The following is a 14,117-nucleotide window of genomic DNA, read 5'->3' on the forward strand; positions in this document are numbered from 1 at the left end:
GAAGCTGACTGGAAAATCGAAAGCGCTTCGAATTTCGCAACCCACCCCCTAGGCACCAACGAGGCCCTGAGAGATGCGTCCACGGCGAGGCCGCCCAAACAAGCCCTTGTCGGAATATGTCCGGACCTCCGTCTGGGTGTACGGCACCCAGCAGCTCGCGGGCGGGATCACCTTCAACGAACTTGAAAGGCAGTACATCGAAGCCAAAACCGGGGTCCGTCCAAAGAGCTCTTCGCTGTCGCGTGCGTGGAAGAGGTATGCAAACGGGGAACAGGGACTCGCAGATCAAACCAGCCCCTCCTGCCAGGTCGCCTGGGCAGACCGCCGGTATCCGGGCTCAAGACAGCTCTACGACGCCTTTGTCTGGGATCTGGTCAACGTCCATCACGACAAAGGCCTCCCAGGGATTCGCAACATCGACGTCCAAGTACGGTGCGCCGCGTCTGTTCAAGAGCCAATCAAAGCGGTTGATTCAAGAATCACCCATGTCGGCAAATTCCCGAATATGGGCTTTCTGAGCAGCGACATCGCGGTGAGGACGCCGCACCTGGATGCACTTGGGCTCTTGCTGTACCAGGTCTGCAACAAGGCGCCATGGCATCCCGCACAGGAGAATGTGCGGCTGGTCCGCAAGTGGTTGAACCGATGGGCTTTTGAGCTGCCATACCTGGAACCGGTGCATGAACGCTTGTTTTCGATGCTCGAGATCCAGGTACCGCGCCTGGGTGACCTCACCGGAAGGCGCGGTATCGACCCGCTGAAGAGCGACCGGCAAAATCTCGCGGATGTACAGGTGAACGAACGCGAGTTTCAGAAGCGGGAACAACAAGAACTTCGCATGCACTACCCGGATGCCGACGTCGATTTCTTGTACAAGTACGGCACCTTGCTGGACGAAATGGATTCGATGTTCGCGAGCTTTTTCGAAAGGCAACAAGCCTCCGGAGAGTAGATGCCTAGCCGATGAGATTTTCTCGCAACGCCGGATTACATCTGTGCTGGGTTCGGTATAGTCAGAAGACCTTGGAACACTGATGGGGCGTGAAACGAATGGCGGAGCCGACACAACTCAGCGTGGAGACCGACAACAACGCGGCCCTGCGGCAGCTGATCGAAGCCTCAGGGCTGACGCAGGAGGAGGCGCGAGAACTGTGCAACGCAGGGCAGGCACGCCCCTTGGCGAGTAGCACCTGGAAGGCGTACCTGGCGCCCACCAGCAGCGCCCGCCGTCGGGAATGCCCTGATACCTTCTTGGCCCACACGCAGCGGGTTCTTGGGCGATTCCTTGGGTAGCCCCGAACAGACCCATTCTCGCCGTCAAACTCGAGTTGGAGAGTTCAGATGGACGAGTACGTTCCCTATATTGCGTTGCTGATCGTGGCGATCGGACTGGGCGGGCCTGCATTGTGGGTCGTATTTCGCAGTCCTTGCGACGAGAAGGAGGGGCGCGAAAGGCCAGACCAGACCAATGGCGATACCTGCTGAGGGAAACAAACAGTTCGTCTGCATCGCAGCCGTGCGGACCCGCTGTCCAGCCATCTCGATCAATCCCGGGGCATATTCCCACCGGCAGCTTCGGCCGTAAACTGAACTACTGCAGTATCGAGGTTGAATTTGTGCGTGGATAGCACCCCATTGCGTTGAGGTCGGCCGGGGCTACACCGGAAGCCGGTGGTGGTCGCGTCACTGCCCCTATAACCCTGACAGACGTGTTCCCCGTGCAGCACTAAGCGTGCGGCATTTCCCGGTCTCTGAGCCTGTCTGTTGTTGTCCTGTTGGGAAGAATGTACATCCAACCGCATCGGCGGGCAGCCTACGTTGCGACCGTCGTGGCGAGGATATCATTGGATTCCCATCGTTCACCGTCTCTAATCGTCACGAACTCGCGGTCCCATACACCCCAGTTCATAGGCAACGGAACTTGCGCCAAGGGATTGTGGACATAGGTGATTGGTCGGCTCTCGCGTGAGAGGTTGCCAATGCTGACTCGCGACCAGATCACACCCGAAATGCAGGCGAAACGCTCGACGACAAAAGCCGTTCGCGGGATCGCATTGCCCTCGCGGAGGATATGAGGAGCGTCGAAAAAACCTTCTTGGAGCACATCGCCGGTAATAGGATCGATGGTGACAAAAGCATCACCGATCGGGAACAGCGTCCTCATGATCAGAGGCAAGGGCTGTTCGGCAACATAGACGCCGAAGCGGCTACCGCTTATCGCGATGATGCGGGCGTCCTCCGAAGCGATCACGCCCTGCTCAATGTAGCGGGCGATCCTCTGTGCCTTGTTCCAGAACGCCCCGGAGGTTCGAATCTGTGCTTGACGGGTCGGTGCGGCGACAAAACCGCCGCCCTCATTGATCGGTACAGGACGCACAATCTGGTCAGGACCTGGATCACCCACATCCGGGGTGATCGCCTCGATCCATATGCGACGATCGTCTTCGATAACGCATAAGTCCGGCTGGCCGCCTTCGCGCTGACGGTCGATAGCGGGTAACAACGTCCGCCCAGCCGCGAGCAACGTGCAGCCCAGATACATTTCCCAGAAACGTCCATCGACATCGCGTGCGAAACCCTGACGAAAGTCAGGGTCAGCATAGGGCTCGTAGTGCATCCACATCTCTTGCAGCATGGCGCGAAGTTGCTGCTCGACGGGCGATTCGCCCGCCCTAATATTCTCGAAGCCGTGATCGAGATTGGCGCCGTCAACGTCGAAAAGGTCGCTCATCTTCGGTTCACCTTTCACCCCGCACCATTTTTGCCGGTCCCACACCCGATCATAGCTGTAGAAATTGACCTGCTTGACGTCGTGGACGGTGAAAGCCACAGCTGTTTTCTGGAGGCTGGCGAAGGTAGCATAGGATTGCGGGTGATGGCCCGGTCGCTGGTTCGAACGTTTGTTGAAGCGCAGATGGTTGACGTGGGGCGCCTCCTTGAGGAGGCCAAGTCGTTTGGGACGCTCATGGCATGCTACGCCCTCGCCGCGGCGCGAGCTAAAAGCGCCGCCGGGCAACAAAACGCACTGGGAGGCGACAGTGTATATTTCTGAAATCTACGCGAGCGGCTTCCGATGCTTCGCTCCAGCCGCGCCTCTGCGGCTGCAACTCTCGCCGGGTCTCAATATTCTGGTGGGACCGAACGATGCCGGAAAAAGTGCGATCATTGATGCTGCGCGATACGTCCTCTGGTCACGCGGCGACAACTTTGTCCGGCCGGACGAACACGACTTCCACGTCGATGCCGACGGCACACGGGGATGCGACTTTGTCGTGCGATGCACGTTGGACGGCCTCAGTGCGGATGAGGAAGCCCGTTTTCTGGAATGGTGCACCAACGAGAAGGGGACCCTTCGCCTGCACGTCTGTATGCGGGGAGCACGGCGGATTTCGCGCGGCGGCGGCAGCATCGTCTCCAGCCAACACCGCGCGGGGGCCGATGGCGAAGGTCTGCCGCTCGACGGGGAACTACGCGAGTATCTGAAGGCCACCTATCTCAAACCGCTGCGGGACGCGGAGCGCGAGATGCGGGCTGGGCGCCGATCACGTCTATCTCGCATCCTTGGGGCGATGCCCCAGATGGGCCCCCAGAGCAAACCAGCCGAGCCCGGTGCCAACAAGACGCTTCACGACACGCTTGCCGCCGCTGACGCGGCGGTCCGCGACAACGCAGCCGTAGGCGATATCGCCAGCAGAGTGAATACCGATTTTCTCGATAAGCTGTCGTTCGTGGGTGATAACCTTATCGCGACACTGGACCTTGGCGCGGGCGGCTCTTTCGATCAGATCCTCGAACGGTTTGAGCTCTACCTCAACGCCAAAACCGGTACCGAGCGCGTACAGCGCGGGTTGGGATACAACAATCTACTGTTCATGGCGGCTGAGCTGCTTTTGCTTCAGTGGCAACCTGATCAGGTGCCTTTTCTACTAATCGAGGAACCGGAAGCGCACCTTCATCCCCAGCACCAGACGCTGTTCATGGAAGTGCTCGCAGCGCGCGCCGCCAGACCAGTTCCCGAGAAAGGAGAGCAGTATCAACAGGTACAGGTCCTGCTCACCACTCATAGCCCGCAGCTCGCAGCCAGCGCCGACCTTGAGTCGATGACGATGGTCGTCGGCCACCGCACCTTTCCGCTGAGCACAGCCCATACTCGGCTCGACGCCGACGACTACGAGTTCCTTCGTCGGTTCCTCGACGCGACCAAGGCCAACCTCTTCTTCGCCCGCGCGCTAATTGTGGTCGAGGGCGACGGCGAGCACTTGCTGCTGCCGGAAGTCGCCGAGAAGCTTGGCCGCCCGCTCAGCCGCCACGGCGTGTCGATCGTCAATGTGGGTCATCGCGGTCTGTTCCGTTACAGCCGGGTTCTTCAACGGAAGGCCGGGGACGCGATCGCAGTGCCCGTGGCGTTGATCCCCGACAGGGACATCCCGCCAGCCGAGGCGAAAGGCCTCGTCGGCGACCGCAAGACAGAGGACGAGTTTACCCACGACGAGATCGCAGCGCGGCTGAAGACGCTGCGGCGGGATGTTGGGGACCCCGTCGATGCGTTCATTTCTGATTGCTGGACACTTGAGTTCGACCTCGCACTCCGGCCCGAACTTGCTGAGAGCGTTCACCAAGCGATCCAGCTTGCAATGACAAGTAGCCGCAGGCCCGAGCGACTTGCGAAGATCGTGGAGAAGGCCAGCGAGACTTATGCAGGCTGGAAAGCGGCTGGGCTTTCTGTGATCGAAGTTGCCGTCAAGATCTACAAACCGGTCCACAAAGGGAACGCCTCCAAAGCGGCGGTCGCTGAGCAACTTGCCCGTATACTGCGTACACGCAGCGATACGCCGGAGCAGATGCGCGACCGGCTCCCGCCTTATCTGGTGGCTGCGATCGACTACGTGACGGGTGGCTATGTCCCCGGTGCGCCGGCGATTGCTACCGAGCAGGAATCTGAAGAAGATGAGACGGGGGCGGCGGGATGACGAGCGCGGCAGGAGTGGAGCTGTAGTGCCATGTTCGAGATTCTGCCACTCACATCTGAATTGCTCGCGGAACTTGGCGACGAGTTAGGCGGCTGCGACTTCACTCATCCGAGCCAGACCGACTTCCTGGCGAAGATCACGCCATGTGATGTCCAGGCGGCGCCGGGCAATGGTAAGACGACGCTGTTGGCGGCGAAGCTCGCGCTGCTTTCGCGCAACTGGATGACTTGCAGGCGAGGCGTCTGCGTTATGTCGCATACCAACGCTGCGCGGACGGAGGTCGAAGATCTAATCGCCCGTCACCCGACCGCGGCGCGGCTGATGTCCTATCCCCATTTTACCGGCACGGTCACGGCTTTCATCAACCAGTACCTGGCCTTGCCCTATCTCCGTGGTCTGGGCTGGAGCGTGCGCCAGATTGACGATGACGCCTTCGAGGCCGAAGCGTTGCGACGTTATCCGTCGTTCTGGGCATTGAAGCAGCATGCAAGCCGGGCAAGTGCGACTGTGACCAGATGGGTTGGTAGGCTCACACTCGATCCAACCTTCGATGATGTAACGCACGAACCCAAAAGCCTGATCGTGCAAAGGCAACGGCGTCAACACGGTGCTGATACCAACTGCGGCAAGGCACTTGCACAACTGAAGGCTTCGATGGTTAGGAGCGGGCTCTATCGCTACGCAGACATGACCGCGCTAGCGTGGCGCGCTCTCGGTGACAATCCGACTCTCGCCGAGCGGCTCCGCGATCGCTTCCCGCTCGTCATTCTCGACGAAGCTCAGGACACGAATGGTGATCAGCTCCGGTTGCTGGAGCATGTCTTCAAGCAAGACGGAGTGGCGTTCCAGCGCCTCGGGGACAGCAATCAAACGCTCTACGAGGACGACGGAAAAGTCCCAGCATATTGGACGCCAGGCCCTGGCTGCATTCCTCTCGATACGAGCCGCAGGTTCGGCGAAGAAATCGCCGGTTTTGCAAGCCAACTGACCGTGCGCAAGGCTCAGACTATTGTTGGCCTGAACACGCGGCCTGCGTTGCGGGTGATGATTCTGTTCGACGAGGCCACGATCGGCGGAGTTCTCAGAGCTTTCGCCGAAGAAGCACGCGTTCTGTGGGGTGGCGATTGCAGCAAGCGTGACGTCTGGGCAGTCGCATCGCGTCACAACCTGCCCGGAAAGAAAGGGGCGTGGCAGCCGAAAAGTCTCGTTGACTATTATCCCGCATATCGCAGCGACGGCGGGTCTCGGGCAAAAGCAAACCTACTTTGCCGGCAGTTTCAGAAGGCTGCAGTCCACCATGCAGCGACTCAACCGCCCGCAGAGGTCTGTGAGATGCTCGCCGTTGGGGTGTCTGGACTGGCGCGCGTTTATGGATGGAAAGCGGCGAATGACCGCCCCATCACCGTGCACAATGTCTGGGCAACGTTGGCGCATCGCGACATCGAGCTGCCTCGCACTATACGTCGACTGCTGCGGGACCATGTGCTTGCGGGCACTGCGGCCTGGGAAGAGGCCGCATGGCGGGTATTCATGGAGGCACTGCTACCGCTCTTCAGTCTTGCTCCTCTGGGCTCCGAGGACAACATCGCGAGTTATTGCAGCTTCGTCGCCGAGCAAAAGCTCGATCTTACAGATCCGGAGCGCCGCTCTACGAAGGAGGCTCAATTTGAAGATCTCACTTTGCGGCTGGGTTCGATCCACTCCGTCAAGGGCAAGAGCGTCGACGGCATTCTCGTTGTTGAGAGTGAGATCTGGAAGGGCAGCCGTGGAGACGAACATTGCATCGACCTGACTACGGTGCTTCCCCGTGCCTTCGGCGTTACCAACCAACCATTTTCTGGCGTGGGACTCACCGCCGCGACAAACGTCTTTGTAGGCGTGACCCGGCCTCGGGAACTGCTAGGCCTGGCCCTACGCAACTCCGAAGCAACGACGTTTATAGGGCCCGCCGCAGACCAAGGGTGGAAGATTGTCGACTTGGTCGCCCAGGCTGCGGCGTTGAAGGAATGAGTAGGTCCGTGTCGACAGCCGAATGAGAGCGCCGGTCAGGCTGACTGGCTTGACCAAGCACAACAAGCACGGCCATATGCGGAGCCCGGTCTGGCCGCATGTCGTCCCGCCGCCAGTGAAGTGCGTTCACAGTTGTCGATTCTGGATCGGGTGCTGTACGGCAGCTCAGACCGAGCAGCTGTAATTCCCAGAGCCTCAGCCTGACTTCTGGATCGCCGCGCCAGCTGAAGAAGCCCTTTCCCCATCATTGCTTTTGCGACGCGTCCCGCGACAGAGTTTGCATGAGACCACGAAGCAGCACCGTCTGCAGACGGTTTCGTCCAGCAGCAGCCTGCTGGGCTTTTAAGGGGAGAACGCGGCGAACGCTTCGAACGGTTTGCCGGCCATGAATCCCGCTCCGTGACTCGCCACAGTGCACCGCGCTTGGCAGCCGACACTGTTACCTTTGCCGAGATTCAAACCTTTCCCTCTCAAGACCCATGTGGCCCAACAATGGCGAACTGCAAACCATCGGCGCAAGAACATGATTCGACGCTCCACAGCACCGGCGCGATGGACACCATTCCGCCATCAGAACCTGACGCCAAGGCCGACCAATGCGGCCAGACAACATTGGCGCTGAATGCTGCCCCTTCGTTTGGTGCTGGTGCGTACTCCGCACTTCCACCGCAATAGCGCCTCTTTGAATGGCCGTGGCTAAATCCCAGCTGAGCGGCGGCCGGCGCAACCGGACGTCCCATCCAACCGACAAGCTGGCGACAAGAACTACGTGTTAGCGAATTATTCGTAGAAATAAGCAAATGGGTCGTCCAATTTAAAAAGCCGACCTTGTGTGCCCAGAGCTTGAACCACATCCCTCATGCTACTTGGAAAGTACACGTCCATTTTCTTGCCATAGGACTCTCGCTGTTGGAGCATGAACTCAAGATTTGTGATGAACAATGCAGCGACAGCCTGCAAGGCATTGTGGAGGTTGGCCTTTTCAAAATGCGTTGACCTGTGGTGTTTGACCTTATTGTAGCCAACCCACCATTCGGGACCTTCTTCCTCGGGCCAATTTTCCCATGGTTTGAAAGACAATCCGTACCGCTCGATAACCGCCCCATGCTCAAAGAACTGTTTGTGGTTTTCTGCGATTACCGATCTGTAGCCGTTGATTGCAGAAACTTTCCGATTGGAATCGATAAGCTCACAGATCTGTTTTAGCAAAACATCTGTTTCTGATGCCGCAGCCAATATGATGTGCGCAAACTCAATTGAATACGTACCGTAGTTGGCCTCGGACAATTCTACGTACCTGGAAACGTCCCGAAGATCTTCCTCCAGTGCGAGATAGTAGTTCCAATGTGTGGATTCGTACGGCTTTTCCACAATTAATTTTTTATCGCCAACGCCGCAAATTGCCGAACGCGAAAAGCGTGTAGCGATTATTGCGATCCGAGTTAGTTTGCATTGTTAGAGGCCATCACTTGCTGAAGTGTATTTCTGGCAGTGAACTCTCTGACGATCACCGCACCTACAGAGTGCGCCAGTGAGTAGCCATCCCAAAGTTTTTGCATTGTGACATCTTGCTCTTCGTAGCGCTCATGTATTTGCGGGAATACTGACAGAAGTTGCCTTGTGCTTTCCCAATTGTCCAGCTCTGATACTTCGATAAACCTATCTAGCCCTTTGTTCAGGTTGTGACCAATAGCTTTTGCCTCACTTTGTGTAAGACCGATTTTCAGCGCAATGTATGACTTAAAGAATATCTCTAGTGCCATTCTGCAACTTAGGATTGCACGAGCATCTGGACGATGTTGGGAAAGTATTGATGTGGCAGCCCTTAGCTCCTGATCCGCCGACATGAGTAGCTGATAGCCAAACCGATCTAGATCTGGCGTTTTTCGCAAATCATCTATGCCCATTCCATAATCCACACAGTCAGCCCAATAGATTGCGTACTCCCACGCCCCCTTACGATCCGCCATCATCTCTTGCTTGATACCATCTGGCATTTCATGAAGACAATCAAGGGCATTTAACTGAACCATGCCATACATGACCGGGATCGATACAACCCAAAATTGGGAATCATAGAAATAAACGGCTTCATACTGGCTGCCGATTTGGTGCACACCTGGTTTTGAATGGTCCTCAAACCATTCAAAAATCGTCTTGGCGACGTCAGAGGAAATATCTACCGCCGTATTGAACTCCTCGGAATAACGACGAATTGCCTCCCATGGACGACGACGTTGATCTATGCCCGCGTCGCGAAACTCTTTGTTTAGGTTCGCAACCCAATCTTCAGACACCATTTCTGCTTCCTTTTTCCTCTGACATTGTATTAGACAGGCCCTTCGTATAACCACGTAGACATGGTCTGTCAATGTCGGCCATGACAGCATTAAGCAGACAATCGAGAGTCAAAAAGCTAGCATTTCGCAGGAAGCCGACTCGTGTCCGCCTCGGTCGGGTCGTCGCCGCTCGGGCGGTTGCGATGCTGCCGTTCGCCGAGCTTTCTCTACCGCTGGTCCGGGAACCAATTGATCGCGGTCACTGCCCGGCTGGCTCACGAACCGCATCTCTTTCCGAGTATCGGTCATTCGCAGGGCCTCAGCCTGACTTCTGCATTGCTCCGCCAGCTGCCGAAGCCCTTCCTCCGTGATAGTTGGGCGGCGCGTGTCGTGACGGACTTTCACTCGAAACCGTGTCTCAGGAAAATCAGTAACTTAGCTGCCTGATTCGTGACGGACTTTATTCCAGTGTGACGGACTTTATTCCCTCACAACACCGGTGCGCGGAACACCTACTCAACCGTCACCGATTTCGCCAGATTGCGCGGTTGGTCGACATCCGTCCCCTTGAGCACCGCGACGTGGTACGACAACAGCTGCAACGGGATCGTGTAGACGATCGGTGCGGTGCCGGCGCAGATATCGTCGAGGGTCAGGTTCTGATAGCGATCGAGATCGATCCTGACCTTCTTGTCACTGAACAGGAACAGCTCACCGCCACGCGCGCGCACCTCTTGCAGGTTCGACAGCACCTTTTCCAGCAGCGGGTCGTCGGGCAGTGCGCAGACCACGGGCATACGTTCGTCGACCAATGCCAGCGGCCCGTGTTTGAGCTCTCCGGCCGGATAGGCCTCGGCGTGGATATACGAGATCTCCTTGAGCTTGAGCGCCCCTTCCAGCGCAACCGGGTAAAAGGTTCCGCGACCGAGGAACAGTGCGTTGTGCTTATCCGCGAACGCCTGCGCCATCTGCTCGATCGCCTCGCTCAGTTTCAGCACGACCTCGACCTGGCGCGGTAGCGCCTGCAGTTCCTCCACCCAGACCTGTTCCTGTTGTTTGCTGAACCCCCGGCGGCGGGCCAGCGCGAGCGTCAGCAGGCGCAGCGCGACCAGCTGGGTCGTGAATGCCTTGGTCGAGGCGACGCCGATCTCGGGGCCGGCACGGGTCATCAGTGCCACGTCGGATTCGCGCACCAGCGAACTCTCGGGCACGTTGCACACCACCAGGCTGCCGACATAGCCGGCCTTTTTGGCTGCGCGCAGCGCGGCCAGCGTGTCGGCGGTTTCGCCGGACTGCGAGACCGTTACGAACAGCGTGTCGGGTGGCACCACGGTCTTGCGATAACGGAACTCGCTGGCGACCTCGACCTGACAGGGGACCCCGATCTCCTCCAACCAGTATCGCGCGACCATGCCGGCGTGATAGCTGGTCCCGCAGGCGATGATCTGCACCGCCCGCGTGCGATCCAGCAACCGGGTGGCGACGTGCCCGAAGCTCTCTTCCAGCAGGCGTCCCTTGTGCATGCGCCCTTCGAGCGTCTCGGCGATCACCGCCGGTTGCTCGAAGATCTCCTTGAGCATGTAGTGCCGGTACGGTCCTTTCTCGGCGTTCGAAGCCGACAGCTGACTGGTGCGGACCTCGCGTTCGACGATGGCGCCGTCCGCGTCGAAGATGCGGATGCCGTCGCGCCGGATCTCGGCCAGGTCGCCCTCTTCGAGGAACATGAAACGCTGGGTCACCGGGAGCAAAGCGAACACATCGGACGCGATGAAGTTCTCGCCCTCGCCGACGCCGATCACCAACGGGCTGCCGGCACGCGCAACGACCAGGTGATCCGGGTCATCCGGGCTGATCACCGCCAGCGCATAGGCGCCGACCAGGCGACCGATCGCGGCGCGTGTCGCATCGAGAATGTCTCGCCCCTCGGCGAGCAGCCCGGCCAGGAGGTGCGCGATCACCTCGGTGTCGGTCTCGGAACTGAACACAAAGCCCTGCGCCTGCAGGTCGGCGCGCAGCTCGGCGTGGTTCTCGATGATCCCGTTGTGCACGATCGCGACCTGTTCGCCGCTCATGTGCGGATGTGCGTTGCGTTCGGCCGGCATTCCATGCGTCGCCCAGCGGGTGTGGGCGATCCCGAGCGCACCGTCCACGGTGCCCTGGTCGAGCAGGTGCTGCAGCTCGGCGACCTTGCCGACCGAGCGGATACGCTGCAGGTGGGCCCCGGTGCTGCGCACCGCGATCCCTGCCGAGTCGTAGCCGCGGTATTCGAGCCGACGCAGCCCCTCCATCAGGATCGGAACAACATTGCGTTGCGCGATAGCGCCTACGATGCCGCACATGGAAGCGTCTCCTGGCTCGGGGTCTAGGGTTTCTTGGTCGGCCGCTTCCAGTCAAAGCTGAGTTGCTTGGCGCGCGTCAGGGTCAACTTGTCGGCGGGTGCATCTTTGCCGATCACCGATCCGGCGCCAACGGTCCCGCCGCGCCCGATCGTGACCGGTGCCACCAGCGCACTGTTCGAGCCGATGAAAGCGTTGTCTTCGATGATGGTGCGGTGCTTGTTCGCACCGTCGTAGTTGCAGGTGATGGTACCGGCGCCGATGTTGACACCGGCACCCATCGTGGTGTCGCCGATATAGCTCAGGTGATTGACCTTGGAGCCGCGACCGATCACCGATTTCTTGATCTCGACGAAGTTGCCGACGTGCGCCTCGCCGACCAGTTCGGCGCCGGGACGCAGACGCGCGAAAGGGCCGACTATGCTGCGCGCCCCGATCTGTGCCTGGTCGATGACACAATTCGGCTGCACCTCGACATCGTCACCCACGACCGCATCGCGCAATACGCAGTTCGCGCCTATGCGCACCCGGTCACCGAGCTGCACCCGGCCTTCGAACACCACGTTGATGTCGATCTCGACGTCGCGACCGTGCACGAGGGTGCCACGTACGTCGATCCGCGCCGGGTCGCGCAGACTGGCGCCATCGGCCATCAGCCGCTCGGCAATGCGTTGCTGCAAGGCACGCTCGAGCGCCGCGAGTTGGGCACGATTGTTGACACCTTCGGCCTCGACCGCAGCCGTCGGCTGGCGGACCTGGATATCCAGCCCTTCGGCGACTGCCATCGCCAACACGTCGGTCAGATAGTATTCGCCCTGCGCGTTGTCGTTGGACAGGCGGCCCAACCAGCGTTTCAACGCGGTGTGCGGCATGCACATGATGCCGGTGTTGACCTCGCGGATGCTGCGTTGTTCGGCGTCGGCGTCCTTGTGTTCGACGATGCACTGCACGCGACCGCCCGCATTGCGCACGATGCGGCCGTAACCGGTCGGATCGACCAGGTCTACGGTCAGCATCCCGAATCCATGCGCACTGGCGTCGACCAGCTCGCGCAGCGTCTCCGGCCGGGTGAGCGGCACGTCGCCGTACAGCACCAGCACCTGGTCCGCGGCATCCAGCAGGGGCATCGCCTGCTGCAACGCATGTCCGGTGCCGAGCTGCTCGGCCTGCTCCGCCCAGCGCAGGTCGACCTGGTCGGCAAACGCCGCACGCACCTGGTCGCCGCCGTGTCCGTAGACGACGATGATCTGCGACGGTTCCAGGGTCCGCGCGCTGTCGATGACGTGGCCGAGCAGCGGTCGGTCGGCGAGCCGGTGCAGTACCTTGGGCAGGTCGGACTTCATCCTTGTACCCTGGCCGGCTGCGAGTATCACCACGCCTAGACGCATATGCGCTTGTCCCTGGAGATCAGTTGATACTGGTTGGACCCGTCATCTGGACCGCGTGTATCCCGGAGATCTCCGCCTCGCCGGGACGTGCATCGCGCACCTCTTCGATGGTGACGCGCACGGTCAGCTGCTTGCCGGCCAACGGATGGTTGCCGTCCACGGTGACCTCGCCGTCGGCGATGCGGGTGACAAAAAACGAGCGCGTCTCACCCTTGTCATTCTGCATCTGGACTTCGGCGCCGACCTCGCGGAATTGCGGCGGCACGTTTTCCAGCTTGTCGGTAAAGGTCAGACTTGGATCGCGATCGCCGAATCCCTGTTCGGGCGACACGTGCACCTCGACCTGGTCGCCGGCTCGTTTGCCGGCTACGGCCTTTTCCATGTCACCGATCAGCTCGGTGTCGCTGCCGTAGACGAATCCCAGTGGAATGTCATGCTGTTCGACCACTGCGCCCAGTTCGTCGACGATCGAGTAGGTCAGGGACACGTATTTGCCCCGCTTGATGATGTCTTCACTCATGCGTACCGCCTGTACTGCCTGCCGACGCGACCGCATAACGCGCTCACGCGTTGCGTCGTGCCTGGGCGGCCGCTCCCGCGTACCGCAAAAACGGCCGCCGCCAAATGGAAACGGCCCCGACGGTTTCACCCGGTCGGGGCCGTTCAGTTTATCACCGGTTCGGCGATCTCAACGCGTCTTGCGCAGGCGCTCGATCGCACGCAGCTGAGCGACCGCCTCGGCGAGTTCGACCTGGGCCTTGGCCATATCGATGTCCGCCGCCTGATTCGCCAGCGCATCCTCTGCACGCCGCTTGGCCTCCTGGGCCGCGGCCTCGTCGAGGTCCACGGCGCGGATGCCGGTGTCGGCCAGCACCGTGACCTTGAACGGCTGCACTTCGATCATCCCGCCCGAAACATAGAAATGCTCCTGCGGTTTGCCGCTGCCCGGATCGACCCGTACCTCGCCCGGCTTGAGCTGGGTGACCAGCGGCGCGTGGCGGGGTGCGATACCGATCTCACCCATGACCGCGGGCGCATAGACCATCTCGCCCTGCCCTGAGAACAGGTTGCCCTCGGCACTTACGATGTCGACATGGATTGTCATTGCCATCGGCGTTTACTCCAAATCCGTCC

At 59.8% G+C, this 14,117-nt stretch carries 11 protein-coding genes; 4 read left to right on the top strand and 7 right to left on the bottom strand.

Going from position 1 to position 14,117, the window contains the following annotated elements:
- The first annotated feature begins 136 nt into the window (after positions 1-136).
- Positions 137-952, top strand: a complete 816-nt coding sequence (locus tag H6955_15305) for a hypothetical protein (protein ID MCP5314923.1) — start codon at positions 137-139, stop codon at positions 950-952.
- 389 nt (positions 953-1,341) lie between these two features.
- Positions 1,342-1,485 (top strand): hypothetical protein, encoded by a 144-nt coding sequence (locus H6955_15310; GenBank protein ID MCP5314924.1) that lies wholly within the window; start codon positions 1,342-1,344, stop codon positions 1,483-1,485.
- A gap of 328 nt (positions 1,486-1,813) precedes the next feature.
- Here H6955_15310 and H6955_15315 read toward each other — a convergent pair whose 3' ends face one another.
- Complete coding sequence (locus H6955_15315; GenBank protein ID MCP5314925.1) at positions 1,814-2,731, bottom strand: hypothetical protein; 918 nt, start codon at positions 2,729-2,731, stop codon at positions 1,814-1,816.
- Between the two features lie 307 nt (positions 2,732-3,038).
- Between H6955_15315 and H6955_15320 the strand changes: the two genes are divergently transcribed.
- Together H6955_15320 and H6955_15325 are read left to right on the top strand one after the other, a co-directional pair.
- Complete coding sequence (locus tag H6955_15320) at positions 3,039-4,970, top strand: AAA family ATPase (GenBank protein ID MCP5314926.1); 1,932 nt, start codon at positions 3,039-3,041, stop codon at positions 4,968-4,970.
- Positions 4,971-5,000: 30 nt separating this feature from the next.
- A complete protein-coding gene (locus tag H6955_15325) occupies positions 5,001-6,980 on the top strand; it encodes a UvrD-helicase domain-containing protein (protein ID MCP5314927.1) in 1,980 nt (659 codons plus the stop codon).
- Between the two features lie 780 nt (positions 6,981-7,760).
- Here H6955_15325 and H6955_15330 read toward each other — a convergent pair.
- From H6955_15330 to H6955_15355, 6 genes are all read right to left on the bottom strand, one after another.
- The gene (locus H6955_15330) at positions 7,761-8,267 is read right to left on the bottom strand and encodes a hypothetical protein (protein ID MCP5314928.1); all 507 of its coding nucleotides are present in this window, start codon (positions 8,265-8,267) and stop codon (positions 7,761-7,763) included.
- Positions 8,268-8,422: 155 nt separating this feature from the next.
- Positions 8,423-9,280, bottom strand: a complete 858-nt coding sequence (locus tag H6955_15335; protein ID MCP5314929.1) for a hypothetical protein — start codon at positions 9,278-9,280, stop codon at positions 8,423-8,425.
- Between the two features lie 491 nt (positions 9,281-9,771).
- Entirely contained in the window at positions 9,772-11,598 is a 1,827-nt protein-coding gene (glmS, locus tag H6955_15340) for a glutamine--fructose-6-phosphate transaminase (isomerizing) (protein MCP5314930.1), read from the bottom strand.
- Positions 11,599-11,621: 23 nt separating this feature from the next.
- Positions 11,622-12,983: a bifunctional UDP-N-acetylglucosamine diphosphorylase/glucosamine-1-phosphate N-acetyltransferase GlmU gene (gene glmU, locus H6955_15345; protein ID MCP5314931.1), complete on the bottom strand. Its 1,362-nt coding sequence runs from the start codon at positions 12,981-12,983 to the stop codon at positions 11,622-11,624.
- 19 nt (positions 12,984-13,002) lie between these two features.
- On the bottom strand, positions 13,003-13,503 hold the full coding sequence (locus tag H6955_15350) for an FKBP-type peptidyl-prolyl cis-trans isomerase (protein MCP5314932.1): 501 nt from the start codon (positions 13,501-13,503) through the stop codon (positions 13,003-13,005).
- 168 nt (positions 13,504-13,671) lie between these two features.
- Positions 13,672-14,094: a F0F1 ATP synthase subunit epsilon gene (locus H6955_15355; protein ID MCP5314933.1), complete on the bottom strand. Its 423-nt coding sequence runs from the start codon at positions 14,092-14,094 to the stop codon at positions 13,672-13,674.
- Positions 14,095-14,117 lie beyond the last annotated feature (23 nt).

Source organism: Chromatiaceae bacterium (assembly GCA_024235395.1).
In the GTDB taxonomy this organism is placed as follows: Bacteria; Pseudomonadota; Gammaproteobacteria; order Chromatiales; family Chromatiaceae; genus Thiosocius.